The following is a 17,243-nucleotide window of genomic DNA, read 5'->3' as shown; positions in this document are numbered from 1 at the left end:
GGCGCCACGGCTTCGGGTGACGCCCAGCCGCCGGTCGACTCCCCCCTTGCTTGAAGGACGCCCCCGATCGGTCCGGAACCGCGCCTAGTCGGTCCAGAACCGCAGGGTGGTCGCGCTGTACCCGCTCAGGTCCCCCACCAGCAAGGACCCGACGACGACCAGCAGCACGACGAGCGCCACGACCACGGCGAGGATGACCAGGACGTGGCGCCTGCGGGCGAACGGCGGTCTGCGCGCGGGTTCGACTTCCCGCTGGTCATCGGCCGTTCCGGAGAAGAGGTCATCGATCACGGGGCACAAGCCTACGGATCTCGGGGTGATCCACTTCCGGTTAGGGGGCGGCCCGAGCCTCACCCGCACGGGGTAAGGCCCCCACCCCACCACCCCACCCCCGCCTCGCCCCACCCCTGCCTCGCCCCCACCACCCCACCCCGAACGCGAAGAGCCCCGCCGAACCCCTGACGGGGCCCGAGCGGGGCTCGGCGCGCACGACCGGTGATCAACCCCGGATCGTCAGCCCGACCTTCTGGAACTCCTTCAGGTCCGAGTAGCCGGTCTTCGCCATCGCCCGCCGCAGCGACCCGAACAGGTTCGTCACGCCGCGCGGGTCCACCGACGGCCCGAACAGCAGACTCCGCAGGTCCACGACCTGGTCGACCCCGGTCGACACGTGGCTGCGCGGCACCGACGGGTGCGCGGAGGCCGCCGTCCAGTACAGCCCCTGCCCCGGCGCTTCCGCGGCACCGGCGAGCGGCTCGCCCAGCATGACCGCGTCCGCCCCGCAGGCGATCGACTTGGCCACGTCACCGCTGGTCAGCACGCCACCATCCGCGATGACGTGCACGTACCGACCACCGGTCTCGTCCAGGTAGTCGCGCCGCGCCGCCGCCGCGTCCGCGATGGCGGTCGCCATCGGCACGCCGATGCCCAGCACCGAGTCGCTCGTCGTGACACCCGGCGTGTAGCCGTAGCCGACGATGACGCCCGCCGCGCCGGTGCGCATGAGGTGCATCGCGGTCCGGTAGTCGCCGACGCCGCCCGCGATGACCGGGATGTCCAGGTCCGCGATGAACGACTTCAGGTTCAGCGGCTCACCATCGCGCGACACGTGCTCGGCGGAGATGATCGTGCCCTGCACGACCAGGATCTCCACGCCCGCAGCGAGCAGGTCCGGGGTGAACTCGGCCGCGTGCTGCGGGCTGACCCGCACCGCGACCGTGACGCCGGAGTCGCGCACCTGCTTGATCGCCTGGGCGACCAGGTCCATCCGGACCGGGGCGGCGTGCAGCTCCTGGAGCACCTTCACCGGCGCGGCCGGGTCGTCGGTGTCCTCCACCGACTGGACCAGGCGGAACAGCGCCTCGTCCACGTCGGCGTGCCGGGCCCACAGGCCCTCGGCGTTGAGCACGCCCAGACCGCCCAGCTCGCCGACCGCGACGGCCGTGCCCGGCGACACGATGGCGTCGGTGGGGTGGGTGATCAGGGGGATCTCGAACCGGTAGGCGTCGATCTGCCACGCCGTCGAGACGTCCTTGGAGGACCTGGTCCGCCGGGACGGGATGATCTCGATGTCGTCCAGCTCGTAGGCCCGCCGGGCGGTCCTGCCCATGCCGATCTCGACCAGATCGCGCACTGTTGTCCTCTTCTCCGCGAGATCCGCCTGGTCAGCGGGTGGTGTAGTTCGGGGCTTCGACGGTCATGGTGATGTCGTGCGGGTGGCTCTCCTTGAGCCCGGCCGCCGTGATCCGCACCAGCTGCGCGTCCTGCAGCTGGGGGATCGACTGGGAACCGGTGTAGCCCATCGCCGCCCGCAGACCGCCCGCGAGCTGGTGCACCACCTGCGACAGCGGCCCCCGGAAGGGGGTCCGGCCCTCGATGCCCTCGGGGACGAGCTTGTCCTCGGACAGCACGTCGTCCTGGAAGTACCGGTCCTTCGAGTACGACTTGCCCTCGCCGCGACCGCGCAGCGCGGCCAGCGAGCCCATGCCCCGGTAGGTCTTGAACTGCTTGCCGTTGACCAGCACCAGCTCGCCGGGCGACTCGGCGGTGCCCGCGAGCAGGCTGCCGAGCATGACCGTGCTGGCGCCCGCCGCGATGGCCTTGGCGATGTCGCCGGAGTACTGGATGCCGCCGTCGCCGATGACCGGCACGCCCGCCGGGCGGCACGCCAGCGCCGCCTCGTAGATGGCGGTGATCTGCGGCACGCCCACGCCCGCGACGACGCGGGTGGTGCAGATGGAGCCGGGGCCGACGCCGACCTTCACGCCGTCCGCGCCCGCGTCGACCAGCGCCTGCGCGCCCGCGCGGGTGGCGACGTTGCCGCCGACGATGTCGACCGCCTCGCCGACCTCCTTCTTGATCCGCGCGACCATCTCCAGCACGTTGCGCTGGTGGCCGTGCGCGGTGTCGACCATGATCGCGTCGACCCCCGCGTCGGCCAGCGCCATCGCGCGGGTGAAGCTGTCCTCGCCGACGCCCACCGCGGCGGCGCACAGCAGCCTGCCGTCGGGGTCCTTGGAGGCGTTGGGGTACTGCTCGGTCTTGACGAAGTCCTTGACCGTGATCAGGCCGCGCAGCTTGTTGTCGCCGTCGACGATCGGCAGCTTCTCGATCTTGTGGCGGCGCAGCAGGCCCAGCGCGGCGTCGGCCGACACGCCGACCTGGGCGGTGATCAGCGGCCCCTTGGTCATGACCTCGGCGACCTTGCGGCTGTAGTCGACCTCGAACCGGATGTCCCGGTTGGTGATGATGCCGACGAGCTTGCCCGCCTCGTCCGTGACCGGGACGCCGGAGATGCGGTAGCGGGCGCACAGGTCGTCGACGTGCTTGATCGTGTCGTCCGGGGAGCAGGTCACCGGGTCGCTGACCATGCCCGCCTCGGAGCGCTTCACGGTCTCGACCTGCCGGGCCTGCTCCTCGACGGAGAGGTTGCGGTGCAGCACGCCGATGCCGCCCTGCCGGGCCATCGCGATGGCCATGCGGCCCTCGGTGACGGTGTCCATGGCCGCGGAGGCCAGTGGCACGCGCAGGACGATGTTCCTCGACAGGCGGGTGCTGGTGTCGACCCCGCTCGGCACGATCTCCGACTGGGCGGGCAGCAGCAGTACGTCGTCGAAGGTCAGTCCCAGCATGGCGAACTTGCTCGGGACACCGTCAGCGTTCAGCTCGCTGGTCATGGCTGCTGGCTTGCCTTCCGTCGTGCGCTGAGTCCCGCCGCCCGAGGAGTGGGTTTTCCGCAGGCGGCGACGGGTTCGACCCATGGTATCCGGACCGGTTCGACGGTCGGCCCGGTACCGTGCGTGGTCGTGCCGCACGACGCTTTGCCACCAGACCCGTTCGCGGGAGACCCGGAGGACCCGGCGCGGTCCCTGGGCGACCCGGCCGAGGAGCACGACCACCCGCCGATGGACGACGCCGAGCGCGCCGAGCTGATCGGCGACCTGAGCGACCTCGCGGTCTACCAGGCGCTGCTCGAACCCAAGGGGGTGCGCGGCATCGTGGTCGACTGCGGCGAGTGCGACGAGCCGCACTACCACGACTGGGCGCTGCTGCGGTCGAGCCTGGAGCAGCTGCTGGCGGACGGCCGGATGCGCCCGCACGAACCGGCCTACGACCCGGACCCGGCGGACTACGTGAGCTGGGAGTACTGCCGCGGGTACGCCGACGGGGCGACCGCGTCGGAGAGCGCCCGCTGAGCCAGTCCCGGCCGATCCCGGCCGGTCCGGCCGCCGTCCTGACCCGCTCGCGCGACCTCCAACTCAGACGTCCCCGCGAACGCCCGGAGCCCGCCTTCCCCCGAGGGGGAGGCGGGCTCCGGTGTCCGTCGCCCGAACGGGCTAGGGGGTGGTCTGCTCCTTGACGGGCGACTGCTCCCCGTTGCGCTCGCTGGAGGTCGAGTTGCCGCCGTTCGGGTCGCTCGCGGGCGGCGGCGCGGGCTGCGTCTCGCCGGACGGGCTGGGCGGCTCGGCCGTCGTGCTGGACGAGGACGGCGGGTTGGATGTGCTGGACGTCACGGGCTGCGAGGTCGGCAGCGGGTCCTGGGTGGACGTCGGCGCCTGCGCGGTCGAGCCGGGGTTCGGCGGCACGACGGCCGTCGAGGAGGACGGCGCGGGCCCGGTGCTGGTGAGGCGGTCCATCAGCGAGGAGTGGGTCTGCACCAGCTCCTCCTTGCCGTCGGAGGCGAGGATGGACGGCAGGTGCGCGCCCGCGTTGGCCAGCGCGGCGCGGGCGTCGCCGAGGTTGCCCAGGCGCAGCGCGGCGCGCGCGGTGTCCAGGTCGGACTTGACCGTCACCGCGGCCTCGACGGACTTCGCGTGGTCGGAGTACAGGACCCTGGTCAGGCCCCACAGGGAATCGCCGGGGAGCGCGTCGCGGGCGACCAGGCTGACCCCGGTGAAGGCGATCGCCACGATCGCCGCGGCGCTGGCCAGCGGGATCAGGAAGCGGTGCCTGCTCGGCGGGGAGGGTCGCGCGGCGGCGATCGTCGCCACGGCTGTGTCGGTGTCCACGAGCTCACCCACCGGACTGCTGTCGACCTCGTCCCGCCAGGCCATGAGCAGCGCGTTCAACTCGTCGTCGACGAGCGAGTCCGGCCGATCGCCGTCCCGCCCGCCGAGCGCGTCGAGGAGCGCGTCGTCGGCTCGGATGCCTGCCAGGTCGTCGCCCGGTTCGACCACCGGATCGTCAGGGGTGAGCGGGGTTCTCTCGTCCTGTCCGCGCACGACTTCTCCGTTGCCCTTCTCGTGCTGGTCGGCCACTCAGACCACCTCCTCCGCGGCGAGCGCTTTGCGGAGGCGTGCGAGGGCGCGGTGCTGCGCCACCCGTACCGCGCCCGGCGTGGAGCCGACCGCGGCCGCGGTCTCCTCGGCCGACAGGCCGACGACCACGCGAAGCAGCAGGATCTCCCGCTGCTTCTCCGGCAGGATCTTCAGCAGTTGCGCCATCCGCCCCGACAGCTCGCCCTGCATGGCCCGCTGCTCGGGGCCCGCCTCCGTTTCCGGGGCGTCGGGGACCTCGGGGACCGGCTCGGACCGGTTCCTGGCGGCCGACCGGTGCGCGTCGGCCACCTTGTGGGCGGCGATCCCGTAGACGAACGCGAGGAAAGGCCGTCCCTGGTCCCGATAGCTGGGCAACGCCGTCAGCACGGCGAGACACACCTCCTGGGCCACGTCGTCCGCCGAGGCGAACGACCTCTCCTGCCTGCCGACACGGGCGCGGCAGTACCGCACCACGAGGGGCCGGATCGACGCCAGCAGTCGCTCGATCGCGTGGCGGTCACCATCGACGGCTGCGCCCACTTCGGCGTCCAGTCCGTCCCCCAAGTTGGTCATCGCAGACAACAGCCCTGGTGTTACGAGTAGGCGTACCGACAACGAACAGCACGGGCGCACGTGTCGCCCGTACCGGTGAGGCCCTACCGTACCGCTCCGACGTCCGAATGGTCGACAACAGGGGTACGAACAGTGGCCTGCTCCCGCTGAGCCGCGCCGGGCGCCCCGACCGGCCCCGGAGGACTGGTGGTCCGACCTGGCCGGATTCCCCCGGCGGACCGGTGGAACCGGCTCGGTTCCCGAGCCGAGGCCACCCGGATCAGCCCGGTTTCCCGAGCCACCCGAAAGCGGCACCCGGCCCCGGACGACCACGCCCCTGGGCGCCGACGCCGCCGGTTCCCCGGCAGCGGTGACGCCCGAGAGCGCGACCCCCGGCGGTCCGACCCTCCGGGGGAGAGTCCCCGGAGGCTCGATCCCGCTGCGGCCCGATCCCCCGCCCCGGCGGCCCGAACCTCCCGGCGGTCCACCCCTCCGTGGGTGTGCCCCTCCGGTGGCGCGTCCCCCGGTGGTCGATCCCTCCGGTGGCGCGGTCACCCGACAGCGCTGTCGCCCGGAAGCGCGCTCCCCCGGCGGCGCGGTCGCCCCGCGTCCGGGACGCGGACCGCCTCCACCCCGGCTGCGCGCGGGCTTCAGCGGTCGACGTCCTGGTCGCCTGGCGGTCACCCCGCCCCGTTCCAGGGCCGACGACCGGGACCAGCGAACCGGTTCACCGGATCGCGCGTCCCGGACCGAGGGAACCCGGAACGGGTGGCGTCCCCGGAACGAGCGACGGGGGTTCAGCCCAGTCGTCCGGTCCGAGGTGTGCCGGGCCGCGCGACCGGGTAGTCCGGTGGCGGCCGAGAGGCGGGGTGCGTCGTGGCGCCCGGTGGAGCGGGCGCCACGGCGGACGTGCTGCCGGGTGATCGCGCTTCCGGGTGACCGCCGCTCGTCGGCCGCGCTGGCGCGCGCGACCTCGTGCCCCGCCTCGCCGCGCGGCCTGGACATCGGCCGGGGGCTTGCGGGTGCGGCGCCGGGTGGCGCGTGGTTCCGACGGCCGCAGCGCGCGGCCGTCTGCTCAGCGGTGCGGGTGACCCTGCTCCGGCCGCGGTGCGCCCGTCGCCGGGTGGGCACCTGCGGCCAGGGCGGAGCCACCCGCCTGGCGGTCTTGCTCCTCCGCGCCGCCCCTAGGACACGAGACCGCGGCGGAAGCCGTGCGCGACGGCCTGAGCGCGGTCCCGGACCCCGAGCTTGCGGAACAACCTGCGGGCGTGCGTCTTCACGGTGTCCTCGGACAGGTAGAGCTCGCGGCCGATCTGGCCGTTGCTCTTGCCCTGGCTCATGCCGCGCAGCACCTGGAGCTCCCGCTCGGTGAGCTGGACCCCCGGATCGGAGGGCTGACGCGGTGCGGGCACCGAGGTGCTCGCGAGCGTGTGGGCGAGCGCGGCCACCAGCTCGGGGCGCGAGGCGTCCCAGCGGAGGTAGCCACGAGCCCCACCGGCGATCGCGGCAGCGATGCTGCCCGCGTCGTCGGGGGCGCCGAAGACTATGACGTTTGCCTGCGGATTGGCCGAGACGAGTCGCCGGGTCGCTTCCACCCCGGTGGGGACGGCGCGCTGCGTGCCAACCAGGACGACGTCCACCGGCTGACGGGAGAAGCGTGCCAACAACTCGTCACCGTGCGCTACGCAGTCGATGCGGCTAACCCCTGGGACAGCCGACATCACGCGGGTGAGACCCTCCCGCACACTGCGCCGGTCGTCGCAAATAAGGACCGTGGTCACGGGGACTCCTTCCTGCAGCCGAGTGACGTTCCATATCCCCTATCGGACGCTAAGCCGGGAACCTTGACACGATCCGGTGCTTAATCCGTCAAGAACTTCGTCTCAGGGTCTGCGTTCGGGGGTTCCCCGGAACGGAGCAGCGCCGTCGGCATCCAGGGAGACGCCTCGGCCACCCGGCGGCTCTCGGACGTGGAACGCAGCAACACGCAGCTCAGAGCGTTGGCGGCCCGATCGAGGTCCGCGCGGCGTTCCGCAGTAGTGCGGACTGGGGAGTTCGTGGCGAGGACGAGAGCTGTCGGCCAGGACAACGAGAACAAGAGAAGTCGGGCAGTGTGATTTAGGTCACAGGACAGTATTTCGGTGCCCCGGCGGACGCTTTCGGGGGTCGCCCACACCACCAGAGCGGCGCCCAGGACCAGGCGGGATTTGAGGATGTGTCGCATCCCGCCACGCGCCTGGGCGAGCGCGAGCGCGGCCTCGGCGGGCGGCACCGCCTCGGCGGGCGCGCCGGAGGCCAGGGCGATCTCGGCGGCGATCCAGTGGTGACGGACGAGGGTGCGCCAGGAGTGGGCGGGTTCGCCGGGAGCGGGGGCTGGCAAGGGCGCGGCGGCGGGCGGGGTTTCACCGGGCGCGGCAGCAGGTGGGGTCACGACGGTGGCGGCAGTCGGGGCCACGGCTGTGGGCGCGGGCAGGGCCTCGCTGAGGGCGACTGCGGGTGTGGACACGGCAGTGGGCGCGGGCGGGACTTCACCAGAGGTGGCGGCAGGCGGGGGCACAACGGCTGACACGGGCACGGTCTCGCCAGGGGCAACGGACAGGGGCGCAGCGGCGGACGCAGGTGAGGCTTCGCCGGGGCTGGGCGCAGCGACGAGCGGGGTTCCCGGTTGGGCGGGGAACTGGAGCGCGGCGGCGTGGAGGCGGCGGGCTTCGGTGAGCCTGCCCGCGCCGATGGCGTCGGCGGCCAGGCCGAGCAGGGCGTCCGCCCTGGCGCCGAGGGCGTCGATCCCGTCCGGGTCGGCGGTGCGGGGATCGGCCTCGGCGGAAGCACGGGCCTTGGCGCCCGCGAGCGCGCCGCCAGCGGAAGTGGCGGCGGAGGAGGTGGCGGCGGCGGGCGCGGTGGCCAGGGCGAGGGAGTCCAGACGGCGGGCGGTTCGGTGGTCGCCGAGCTGGCGGTGGTGGGAGGCGAGGGTGCTGGCCGCCAGCGAGGTGAAGAGGTCGGGCGCCGGGCGGTGGATCAGCGCGGTGAGGGCGGCCGACGCGGCGGCGTAGTGGCCTTGGCCGCCGAGGACGACCGCAGCCAGCCAGGCGTCCGCCGGGGAACCGCGCAGGGCGCGCCACACCTCGGCGTCGGGGCGGGAGCCGAAGGCCGCGTCGCGCAGCTCCGGGTCGACAGCCCCTCTGCGAGCGGACCTCTCGTGCGCCGCCGAACCCGGCGCGGATGGGGCGAGCGCCGTTCCCCCCGGCACGGATAGGCCGGGCGCGACGGGCAGGCCGGGCGGGACCTGCGAGGCAGGCGAGGCAGGCGGGGCGAGTGGAGCAGGCGGAACGGGCAGGCCGGGCGACGCGAGCGGGGCGGGCGTTCCACCCGCGTCGGGGCGGGGTGCGGCGGTCGGGTGCGGGCGAACCGGGTGGGCGGGTGTCACCCAGCCATCTTCCGGGGACCAGGTCCCGGCCGGGGCACGTCGCCGTCCGTCGGACTCCTCCCGCTGGGCAGTCCTCCCGCCGGACAGCCCCCGCTGGACAGTCCTCGCTGGACAGTCCTCCCGCCAGGCAGCCCCTCGCTGGACGCTTCTCCCGCTGGGCGCTTCTCCCGCCGGGTGGTCGTGCGGCAATCGGGCCAAACGGACGACAATAAGGTGGTGCGCGCCCCATCGGGCCGTCGCGGGCGATGAATCGGGCAGGAATCGGGCAGGAAACGTTCGACTGGGCAGTTCGCCGCATGATCACGACCGCCACGACCACGGCATCAGCACACCGCCACCGCGGCTCCGGCACCAACTTTCCCAGTGCCACCGCGCCCAGCCCCAGGTCAGCCCCAGCGCCGAGTCAACCCCAGCCCCAGGTCAGCCACCCCGCCCGAGTCCGCCCCGCCGGCGACAGCTCCCCCGCAAGCCGCCCACCACCGAACCACCCCGTCAGCCCACCGCTCGCCAGCCCACCGCTCGCCAGCACACCGCCCCATCAGCACACCGCGCGCTCGATCGCCGCCACCGCCACCGGCAGGTCGTCGATGCGCTCCGCGGGCGCGGGCACCACGCCCCGCTGCCAGCCGGGCCCGCCAGCGAAGACCCTGACCTGCTGCCTCGTCCTCGGCAGGGCCGTGACCACTCCCGGATCGGCGTAGCGCGGCAGGTGCGCCCACAGGACCACCGCGGCGGGCGCGGTCCTGCGGATGGCCGACGCCAGTGCCGCCGCGGGCAGGGACGCGCCCAGCTGCATCACGCCCAACCCACGCCTGGCCAGCTCCGCCGCCAGCGGGCGCAGGGGGAGGCTGTGGCGCTCGTCCGGCACGCACGCCAGCAGCACCGGCCGGTGGTTGCGCGGGTCCGCCACCAGCGGGGTCGCCCTGGTCATCGCCGCCGCCACGCACTCCTCCAGCAGGTGCGACACCTCGACGCCCGCGCCCGAGTGCTCCCACTTCGCGGCGATCGCGGTCAGCACCGGCACGACCACCCCGACCCAGGTCGCGACCACGCCGTCCGCGTCGATCGCGTCCGCCAGGATGGTCTGCGCGGCCACCGAGTCCATCGCCAGCGCCGCCCGCCCCAGGCCCCGCGCCTGCCTGCCCGCGCCGGGCATCCGCAGGCCGCGCACCCCGGCGGGTGACGGCGCGCTCGCGTCCAGCTCGCCGATCGCGAGCGGCGCGGGCTGGGCGTCCGGGGCGGGCACCGGGGTGCTCAGCGCGTACTTGGCGGCCTCCGCCGAGGTGGCCCCGCGCAGCAGCGCCCGCTGCATCAGCTCCAACCGGGCCACGTCGAGCGGCGCGTACTTCCGGTGTCGCCCTGTCGTGTGATCACTGGGTCCCAGTCCGTACCGCCGGTCCCAGGTGCGCAAGGTCGCGGGGGCCACCCCGAGCCTGCGGGCCGCCGCGGCGACCGACAGGGTCACCACCTGCGCAGGATCACCTTGGCCGGCAACGACTTCCCGCGCGTCGCCGACCGGCGGCGACGTCGAGCGGGTGGGCGGGTTCACCCCGTAATCGTCGGTTCACCAGCCGTTACGAGCAAATCCGGAGTTCAAACCCGGTGATCACCCATCGGCTGAATTGCGGTCCCACAAGCCCGGACGGGCTTGAACAACCATTGGCGCGGTTCTACGGTGGATCACTGTTACGCCAAATGGAGCAGTTCCCGTCCGTGGCCAAGGAGGCGGTCTCGATGGCGGACACCCGAAGGCTCCCCGGTCCCAACGCCGATCTCTGGGACTGGCAGATGCGCGGCTCCTGCCGCGGGATGGACAGCGCGTTCTTCTTCCACCCCGACGGGGAACGCGGACCGGCACGAGCCAGACGGGAGGCACGGGCGAAGGCCGTCTGCCTGTCCTGCCCCGTGCTGGAGATGTGCCGCAGGCACGCCCTTGCCGTGCAGGAGCCGTACGGCATCTGGGGCGGCCTCTCGGAATCCGAGAGGGACGGGATCATCAAGGCGAGGAAGCGCAGGCTCACCCTCACCTGATGACCCGTGCGGGAAAGGGGCGACACCGCCAGGTGCCGCCCCTTTCGCGCGTCCGGGGGGTGGAACGCGCCGAAGCGGAACCGGCGGGCGCCCGAGTGGGGCGCCCGCCGGTTCGGCGTCGAGCTGGGCGGGCCGCCCGGCCGGTCGTGGGACCGAGCCGGGTGACCCTGGGGATCAGTGCCCGTGGCCGTGCCCGTGGCCGTGGCCACCGGCGGCGGGCTCCTCTTCCTTCTTCTCCACGACGGCGCTCTCCGTGGTGAGCACCATGCGGGCGATCGAGGCGGCGTTGGTGACCGCGGAGCGGGTCACCTTCACCGGGTCGATGATGCCCGCTTCGAGCAGGTCGCCGTAGGTCAGCGTGGCGGCGTTGAGGCCGAAGCCCCAGTCCGCCTCGCGGACCTTGTTGACCGCGACCGCGCCCTCCTGGCCGCCGTTCGCGGCGATCCAGAACAGCGGGGAGCCCAGGGCCTCGCGGACCAGGGCGACACCGGTGGCCTCGTCGCCGGTCAGGCCGAGCCCGCCGTCGAGCACCTTCGACGCGTGGATCAGCGCCGAGCCGCCGCCGGGGACGATGCCCTCCTCGACCGCTGCCTTGGTGGCGGCGACCGCGTCCTCGATGCGGTGCTTGCGCTCCTTGAGCTCGGTCTCGGTGGCCGCGCCGACCTTGATCACGGCGATGCCGCCGGACAGCTTGGCCAGCCGCTCCTGCAGCTTCTCGCGGTCCCAGTCGGAGTCGCTGGCCTCGATCTCGCGGCGCAGCTGCTCCGCGCGACCGGCGACGTCCGCCTTGGTGCCCGCGCCGTCCACGATCGTGGTGTTGTCCTTGGAGACCACGACGCGGCGGGCGGAGCCCAGCACGTCGAGACCGGCCTCGGACAGCTTCAGGCCCACCTCGGCGGCGATGACCTGGCCGCCGGTGACGACCGCGAGGTCGTCCAGGAACGCCTTGCGGCGGTCGCCGAAGAACGGCGCCTTGACCGCGACCACGCGCAGCGTCTTGCGCAGGGCGTTGACCACCAGGGTGGACAGCGCCTCGCCCTCGACGTCCTCGGCGACGATGACGAGCGGCTTGCCCGCCTCGGCGACCTTCTCCAGCAGCGGGAGCAGGTCGGCCAGCGCCGAGATCTTCTCGCGGTGCAGCAGGATGCGGGCGTCCTCGAACACCGTCTCCTGGGCCTCCAGGTCGGTGGCGAAGTGCGCCGACACGTAGCCCTTGTCGAACTGCACGCCCTCGGTGATGTGCAGCTCGGTCGCCATCGTCGAGGACTCCTCGACGGTGATGACGCCGTCCTCGCCGACCTTCTCGATGGCCTCGCCGAGCAGCGCGCCGATCGACTCGTCGCGGGAGGACACGGTGCCGACCTGGGCGATGTTGTCGCGGCCCTTGACCGGGGTGGCCTTGGCCTTGAGCGCGTCCACGACGGCGTCGGCGGCGGCCTGGATGCCCTTGCCGAGCGCGGTCGGGTTGGCGCCCGCCGCCACGTTCCGCATGCCGACGCGGACCATCGCCTGCGCCAGCACGGTCGCGGTCGTGGTGCCGTCACCGGCGATGTCGTTGGTCTTGGTCGCGACGCTCTTGGCGAGCTGCGCGCCCAGGTTCTCGAACGGGTCGTCCAGCTCGATCTCGCGAGCGATGGTGACGCCGTCGTTGGTGACCGTGGGGCCACCGAACTTCTTGTCCAGCACGACGTGGCGACCACGCGGGCCAAGGGTGACCTTGACCGTGTCCGCCAGCTTGTTCACGCCGCGCTCGAGCGCCCGACGAGCGTCCTCGTCGAAGCTGATCTGCTTGGGCATTGCCTAGCCTCTCTCAGTGCGAAACGCCCCGGTGGCCCCGGAAGGGGTCGCCGGGGCGCCTTGCGTGGACGGTGCGGTCGGACGTCAGTTGATGACGGCCAGCACGTCGCGGGAGGAGAGGATCAGGTACTCCTCGCCGTTGTACTTGACCTCGGTGCCGCCGTACTTGGAGTAGAGGACGACGTCGCCGACAGCCACGTCCACGGGGATGCGGTTGCCCTTGTCGTCGATCCGGCCGGGGCCGACCGCGAGGACCTTGCCCTCCTGGGGCTTCTCCTTCGCGGTGTCCGGGATCACGAGGCCGGAAGCCGTCGTGGTCTCGGCCTCGCTGGCCTGGACGACGATCTTGTCCTCGAGCGGCTTGATGTTCACGCTCACCGGGCTGACCTCCACGGTCGTCGAAAGCGTTGGCAGGTTGCGTTTACGGCTCCTGCCACCCCGCCGTCGCGGGGGTCGGGGCGGTTGCCGGTGCCGTACGGCTAGCACTCTACCCATTCGAGTGCCAACGGTTCAACGACCCCCCGACCCTCTCGTGTCGCCCGATCAGGTGGCGACGCCCATCCTGCCCGGAATCCGTGGTCGACGGCGAGCGCGGAGCGCCGCGGCACCGGGCCGGACGCAGCGGTAACGCGGGTGGGGCGGTCCGGGTTCCCGAAGGGTGGACGGATCGACGGGCGGGCGGCTCGGCGAGCGGGCGACTCGGGGGCGGGTGGGCCTCAGACCCGCCGGGACTGGGCGGTCTCCTCCGGCACGACCGACGCCGCCCACCAGCCGTCCTCGCCGGGGCCGCGCACGAGCGCCGTGGTCACCACGCCGTTGTCGGGGACCAGCCGGACGTCGAGCTGGGTGGGGATGCGGTCGGCGGGCGGCAGCACGTCGACCAGCGCCGCCAGCCGCACCACCTGGCCCGCGCCGTGCTCGGGCGCCGTCGCGGTGCCCGCCCCGACCACGCCGGTGACGTGCAGGAACTCCGACTTCCCGATCTTGACCGGGGTGATCCGGTTGACCGCGAGCGCGAACCGCTCGGCCGCCGCGTCGGGGTCGAAGGCGCGCAGCCGGGCGGTGCGGAGCACCCCGCCGAAGCTGATCCACGCCCACAGCCCGGCGACCAGGGTCAGCACCGCGAGGAGCACCCAGGTCGCGGTGGCCACGGTCGGGACCGCGAGCCGGACCTCGCCGGTCTCCCCGTCCACGAACACCGGGAACCGGTCCCCCACGACCCGGTCGCCCGCGACGACGACGTCCTCGCGCCGCTCCCCCGCGTGCTCGAACTCGACCCGCAGCGCCGGGACCTGCTCGATCGCCCGGTTGCGGCGGCTCCCCGTGGTCTGGGAGGTGGTGGTCTCGGCGACGGCGGTCGCGGTGACCTCGGTGTGCTCGGCGGTGAGCGTGCCCAGGGCGGAGCCGCCGAGGAGCACGATGCCGCTGACGAGCACCGCCCACAGCAGCAGGGACGTGGTGGACCTTCGCATCCGCTGGGCGAAGTACTTCTTCAGGTGCGGTGAAGCGGACATCTCTCCCCGTGGCAACGTCTCGCCGGAGGCGGCCATCACCCCTGGTCAGGGGGCGCGCAACCGGTTGCGCCGAATGCTAGGGAGGGATCAAGCCCGGTGGTGTGGGCTGAACGCACCACACCACCGGGTGAACTCGGGACGGGGGGGCTTGAGCGGCCCGCGCGGGCGGCCCCGGCGTTGGTCGACCCGGTGGTGGTCGACCCTGTGTTGGTCGACCCGGTGTCAGCGGACCTGGACCACGTCGACCGGCAGGCCGGGGTTGGTGGACAGCGCCAGGTCCGAGGGCTTCGCGCCCGCCGCGACCAGGTGCGCGCCCAGCGCGGCGATCATCGCGCCGTTGTCGGTGCACAGCCGGGGCCTCGGCACGCGCAGGGTGATCCCGGCGTCCGCGCACCGCTCGGCGGCGAGCCCGGACAGCCGCGAGTTCGCCGCGACCCCGCCGGAGATAACCAGGGTGTCCACGTCGAGGTCCCGGCAGGCCCGGATCGCCTTGGCGGTGAGCACGTCGGCCACCGCCTCCTGGAACGACGCGGCGACGTCGGCCAGCGGGACCTCCTCGCCCGCCGCCTCCCTGCGCTCGACCCAGCGGGCCACGGAGGTCTTCAGGCCGGAGAACGAGAAGTCGTACTTGGCGTCGCGCGGCCCGGTCAGCCCCCTGGGGAAGGCGATGGCGCACCCGTCGCCCTGCTTGGCGAGCTTGTCGATCGGCGGACCGCCGGGGTAGGGCAGGTCGAGCAGCCGGGCGACCTTGTCGTAGGCCTCCCCCGCCGCGTCGTCCACGGTGGAGCCCAGCTCGGTGATGCTCGACGCCAGGCCCTCCACGAGCAGCAGCTGGGAGTGCCCGCCGGACACCAGCAGCGCCAGGCACCGCTCGGGCAGCGGCCCGTGCTGGAGGGTGTCGGCGGCGACGTGGCCCGCCAGGTGGTTGACGCCGTACAGCGGCTTGTTCAGCGCGGCGGCGTAGGCCTTCGCGGCGGAGACGCCGACCAGCAGCGCGCCCGCGAGGCCGGGACCGGCGGTGACGGCGATGGCGTCGATCTGCGCGAGGTCGACGTCGGCCGTCTCCAGCGCCCGCCGCATCGACGGGACCATGGCCTCCAGGTGCGCCCTGGACGCGACCTCGGGGACGACGCCGCCGAACCGGGCGTGCTGCTCGACGCTGGAGGCGACCTCGTCGGCCAGCAGCTCCATGCCACCGTCCGCGCCGAGGCGGACGATGCCCGCGCCGGTCTCGTCGCAGCTGCTCTCGATGCCGAGGATGAGCCGGTCAGTCACGGTTCGCGGGCCTTCCCATGGTGTAGGCGTCGGCCCCGGAGGGCTGGTAGTAGCGGCGGCGCAGGCCGAGGTGCTCGAAGCCGTGCGCGAGGTAGAGGGCGATGGCGGGCTCGTTGTCGGTGCGGACCTCCAGGAACACCGGCAGGCCGTCCCGGTCGGCCCGCGCCAGCAGCGCGCGGAGCAGGGCCTTGCCGATGCCCCTGCCCTGCCAGGCGGTCTCGACGGCGATCGTGTGGACGCTGCTCTCGAAGTCGGTCAGGCCGAGGCCCGCGTAGCCGACCAGCTCGCCGTCCGCGTGGGCGCCGAGGTAGAAGTTGCCCGCCCTCAGCTCGCTGAGGAACGAGTTCTCGCTCCACGGGTCGTCGCCGGGGAACAGCCGGTGCTCGATCTCGGAGCAGCGCGGGACGTCCTCGGGGCGCAGCGGCGAGAGCACCACCGTGCCGGTGTTCACGGGCGGGTCACCCGCTTGCGGCCGGTGGGCTCGACGGCGTCCGGTCGGCGCAGGTAGAGCGGGGTGAGCGGGGCGGGCTCGGCGCCGGAGAGCAGCGCGTCGGCCGCCGCGGCGACCAGGCCTGCCGGGGACGGGTGCGCGTGGCCGTCGAGCACCGGCAGGCCGAGCACGTCGGCGTAGAGCGCGGCGCCCTCGCCGACGGCCTGCGCGAGCCCGAGGTCTGCCAGCTTCCCGGCCAGCTCGGCGGGGCGCTCGACGTCCGGGCCGTGCGTGCGGCGGCCGTCCGCGTCGTAGGCGGCCCAGTAGACCTCGCGGCGGCGGGCGTCGGTGGCGACCAGCAGCGGCGCGCCCGTCGCGGCGTCGTGCGCGAGGGCGTCGGTGGTGGCGACCGGGTGCACCGGGCGGTCGAGGGCGTGGCCGAGCGCGGCGGCGGTGACCAGGCCGACCCGCAGCCCGGTGAACGGTCCGGGACCGGCGCCGACCACGATCGCGTCCACGTCGGAGAGCGCGCGGCCCGCCTCGGCCAGCGCCTCGGTCAGGTGCGGGGTGAGGAGTTCGCCGTGCGCCTTGGCGTTGACCGTGACCCGCTGGGCGAGGGTCCTCGGCGGCGATCCGGCTTCGAGTTCCACGACCCCTGCGGTCACTGCGGGCGTGGCGGTGTCCAAGGCGAGCACTAGCACCGGGTCACCATACGGGTGCGCGGCGGCGGGACTGGACTTGACGTCCACGTCAACGCCGATGATGCACCGGTGCGCATCGGGGAACTGGCTCAGCGCTGCGGAACGACGACGCGGGCGCTGCGCTACTACGAGTCACTGGGGCTGCTGCCGGACCGGCGCGGGCCGAACGGCAGGCGCGAGTACGAGGAGTCGGACCTGCGGCTGGTGACCGAGATCAGGTCGCTCACGAGCATCGGGTTCGCGCTGGAGGACACCCGCCCGTTCGTGGAGTGCCTGCTGGGCGGCAGCGCGAGCGGCGGGTCGTGCCCGGCTTCGGTGGCGGTGTACCGGCGCAAGCTCGCCGAGATCGAGGAGTGCATCGCGGGCTTGGAGGTGGCCAGGGAACGGGTGCGCGACCAGCTCGCCTCGGCGGAGGCCGAGGCCAGGCGGAAGGGGAAGTCGTGCGGGAGCTGACCGACGGGACGTTCGGGGCCGGGATCGCCGAGGGGCTGCACCTGGTGGAGTTCGGGGCGACGTGGTGCCCGCCGTGCCGGGTGCTGGAGCCGGTGCTGGCGGAGCTGGACCGGGAGCTGCCGGGGGTGGTGGTGAGCCGGGTGGACGTGGACGCGAGCCCGGCGGTGGCGCGGGACGCGCGGATCATGTCGGCGCCGACGCTGAACCTGTACCGGGACGGGGAGCTGGTCGCGCAGTCGGTCGGCGCGAGGCCGAAGTCGCGGTTGGTGGCGTGGCTCGAACCGCACTTGTGACGGATGGCGGGCGGCG

Annotated in this window: 18 protein-coding genes; 4 read left to right on the top strand and 14 right to left on the bottom strand. The window is 73.5% G+C overall.

What is annotated here, in order from left to right:
* Positions 1 to 84 precede the first annotated feature (84 nt).
* The 3 genes from LV78_RS16635 to guaB all read right to left on the bottom strand — a co-directional run bounded on the left by LV78_RS16635 (position 85) and on the right by guaB (position 3,176).
* On the bottom strand, positions 85 to 291 hold the full coding sequence (locus LV78_RS16635; RefSeq protein WP_253846149.1) for a hypothetical protein: 207 nt from the start codon (positions 289 to 291) through the stop codon (positions 85 to 87).
* A 208-nt stretch (positions 292 to 499) separates the two neighbouring features.
* Positions 500 to 1,633 (bottom strand): GuaB3 family IMP dehydrogenase-related protein, encoded by a 1,134-nt coding sequence (locus LV78_RS16630; RefSeq protein WP_015805217.1) that lies wholly within the window; start codon positions 1,631 to 1,633, stop codon positions 500 to 502.
* A 31-nt stretch (positions 1,634 to 1,664) separates the two neighbouring features.
* Positions 1,665 to 3,176 carry an IMP dehydrogenase gene (guaB, locus tag LV78_RS16625; protein ID WP_253846148.1) on the bottom strand — a complete coding sequence of 504 codons (1,512 nt, stop codon included), beginning with the start codon at positions 3,174 to 3,176 and terminating at the stop codon, positions 1,665 to 1,667.
* A gap of 123 nt (positions 3,177 to 3,299) precedes the next feature.
* Here guaB and LV78_RS16620 point away from each other — a divergent pair, with 123 nt between their 5' ends.
* Entirely contained in the window at positions 3,300 to 3,695 is a 396-nt protein-coding gene (locus tag LV78_RS16620; RefSeq protein ID WP_253846147.1) for a DUF5319 domain-containing protein, read from the top strand.
* A 141-nt stretch (positions 3,696 to 3,836) separates the two neighbouring features.
* Here the strand turns inward: LV78_RS16620 and LV78_RS16615 are convergent, their stop codons facing one another.
* The 5 genes from LV78_RS16615 to LV78_RS40785 all read right to left on the bottom strand — a co-directional run bounded on the left by LV78_RS16615 (position 3,837) and on the right by LV78_RS40785 (position 10,201).
* Entirely contained in the window at positions 3,837 to 4,757 is a 921-nt protein-coding gene (locus tag LV78_RS16615) for an anti-sigma-D factor RsdA (RefSeq protein ID WP_253846146.1), read from the bottom strand.
* Positions 4,758 to 5,330 (bottom strand): sigma-70 family RNA polymerase sigma factor, encoded by a 573-nt coding sequence (locus LV78_RS16610; RefSeq protein WP_253846145.1) that lies wholly within the window; start codon positions 5,328 to 5,330, stop codon positions 4,758 to 4,760.
* 1,163 nt (positions 5,331 to 6,493) lie between these two features.
* Positions 6,494 to 7,090 carry a response regulator transcription factor gene (locus tag LV78_RS16605; RefSeq protein ID WP_015805222.1) on the bottom strand — a complete coding sequence of 199 codons (597 nt, stop codon included), beginning with the start codon at positions 7,088 to 7,090 and terminating at the stop codon, positions 6,494 to 6,496.
* Positions 7,091 to 7,170: 80 nt separating this feature from the next.
* The gene (locus LV78_RS41620; RefSeq protein ID WP_308208723.1) at positions 7,171 to 8,733 is read right to left on the bottom strand and encodes a hypothetical protein; all 1,563 of its coding nucleotides are present in this window, start codon (positions 8,731 to 8,733) and stop codon (positions 7,171 to 7,173) included.
* A gap of 538 nt (positions 8,734 to 9,271) precedes the next feature.
* Positions 9,272 to 10,201 (bottom strand): MerR family transcriptional regulator, encoded by a 930-nt coding sequence (locus LV78_RS40785; protein WP_308208722.1) that lies wholly within the window; start codon positions 10,199 to 10,201, stop codon positions 9,272 to 9,274.
* Between the two features lie 266 nt (positions 10,202 to 10,467).
* On the opposite strand from LV78_RS40785, the gene LV78_RS16590 reads away from it, so the two are divergent.
* Positions 10,468 to 10,764: a WhiB family transcriptional regulator gene (locus tag LV78_RS16590; protein WP_041838582.1), complete on the top strand. Its 297-nt coding sequence runs from the start codon at positions 10,468 to 10,470 to the stop codon at positions 10,762 to 10,764.
* 174 nt (positions 10,765 to 10,938) lie between these two features.
* On the opposite strand, the gene groL is transcribed toward LV78_RS16590, so the two are convergent.
* The 6 genes from groL to tsaB all read right to left on the bottom strand — a co-directional run bounded on the left by groL (position 10,939) and on the right by tsaB (position 16,481).
* Complete coding sequence (gene groL / locus LV78_RS16585; RefSeq protein ID WP_253846144.1) at positions 10,939 to 12,561, bottom strand: chaperonin GroEL; 1,623 nt, start codon at positions 12,559 to 12,561, stop codon at positions 10,939 to 10,941.
* Positions 12,562 to 12,645: 84 nt separating this feature from the next.
* Positions 12,646 to 12,939, bottom strand: coding sequence for a co-chaperone GroES (groES, locus tag LV78_RS16580; RefSeq protein ID WP_015805227.1), 294 nt, complete (start codon positions 12,937 to 12,939; stop codon positions 12,646 to 12,648).
* Positions 12,940 to 13,277: 338 nt separating this feature from the next.
* On the bottom strand, positions 13,278 to 14,075 hold the full coding sequence (locus LV78_RS16575; RefSeq protein ID WP_253846143.1) for a hypothetical protein: 798 nt from the start codon (positions 14,073 to 14,075) through the stop codon (positions 13,278 to 13,280).
* A 222-nt stretch (positions 14,076 to 14,297) separates the two neighbouring features.
* On the bottom strand, positions 14,298 to 15,350 hold the full coding sequence (gene tsaD / locus LV78_RS16570; protein ID WP_253846142.1) for a tRNA (adenosine(37)-N6)-threonylcarbamoyltransferase complex transferase subunit TsaD: 1,053 nt from the start codon (positions 15,348 to 15,350) through the stop codon (positions 14,298 to 14,300).
* The gene (gene rimI / locus LV78_RS16565; RefSeq protein ID WP_253846284.1) at positions 15,343 to 15,786 is read right to left on the bottom strand and encodes a ribosomal protein S18-alanine N-acetyltransferase; all 444 of its coding nucleotides are present in this window, start codon (positions 15,784 to 15,786) and stop codon (positions 15,343 to 15,345) included. Before rimI ends, tsaD begins: the two co-directional genes overlap by 8 nt.
* 11 nt (positions 15,787 to 15,797) lie before the next feature.
* Positions 15,798 to 16,481: a tRNA (adenosine(37)-N6)-threonylcarbamoyltransferase complex dimerization subunit type 1 TsaB gene (gene tsaB / locus LV78_RS16560; RefSeq protein WP_253846141.1), complete on the bottom strand. Its 684-nt coding sequence runs from the start codon at positions 16,479 to 16,481 to the stop codon at positions 15,798 to 15,800.
* A 69-nt stretch (positions 16,482 to 16,550) separates the two neighbouring features.
* Here tsaB and LV78_RS16555 point away from each other — a divergent pair, with 69 nt between their 5' ends.
* Positions 16,551 to 16,934 carry a MerR family transcriptional regulator gene (locus LV78_RS16555; protein WP_253846140.1) on the top strand — a complete coding sequence of 128 codons (384 nt, stop codon included), beginning with the start codon at positions 16,551 to 16,553 and terminating at the stop codon, positions 16,932 to 16,934.
* Positions 16,922 to 17,227 (top strand): thioredoxin family protein, encoded by a 306-nt coding sequence (locus LV78_RS16550; protein WP_253846139.1) that lies wholly within the window; start codon positions 16,922 to 16,924, stop codon positions 17,225 to 17,227. The genes LV78_RS16555 and LV78_RS16550 overlap by 13 nt, the downstream gene beginning before the upstream one ends.
* The last annotated feature ends 16 nt before the right edge of the window (positions 17,228 to 17,243 follow it).

The sequence above is a fragment of the Actinosynnema pretiosum genome (genome assembly GCF_024171695.1).
Taxonomy (GTDB): domain Bacteria; phylum Actinomycetota; class Actinomycetes; order Mycobacteriales; family Pseudonocardiaceae; genus Actinosynnema; species Actinosynnema pretiosum.
This window is presented reverse-complemented; position numbering and strand designations above follow the sequence as displayed.

What these genes read in the sequence shown, in the direction of transcription:
- guaB (WP_253846148.1), bottom strand. Translation starts at nt 3,176, where the DNA reads ATGACCAGCGAGCTGAACGCTGACGGTGTCCCGAGCAAGTTCGCCATG.
- LV78_RS16610 (WP_253846145.1), bottom strand. Translation starts at nt 5,330, where the DNA reads ATGACCAACTTGGGGGACGGACTGGACGCCGAAGTGGGCGCAGCCGTC.
- LV78_RS16590 (WP_041838582.1), top strand. Translation starts at nt 10,468, where the DNA reads ATGGCGGACACCCGAAGGCTCCCCGGTCCCAACGCCGATCTCTGGGAC.
- groL (WP_253846144.1), bottom strand. Translation starts at nt 12,561, where the DNA reads ATGCCCAAGCAGATCAGCTTCGACGAGGACGCTCGTCGGGCGCTCGAG.
- LV78_RS16575 (WP_253846143.1), bottom strand. Translation starts at nt 14,075, where the DNA reads ATGTCCGCTTCACCGCACCTGAAGAAGTACTTCGCCCAGCGGATGCGA.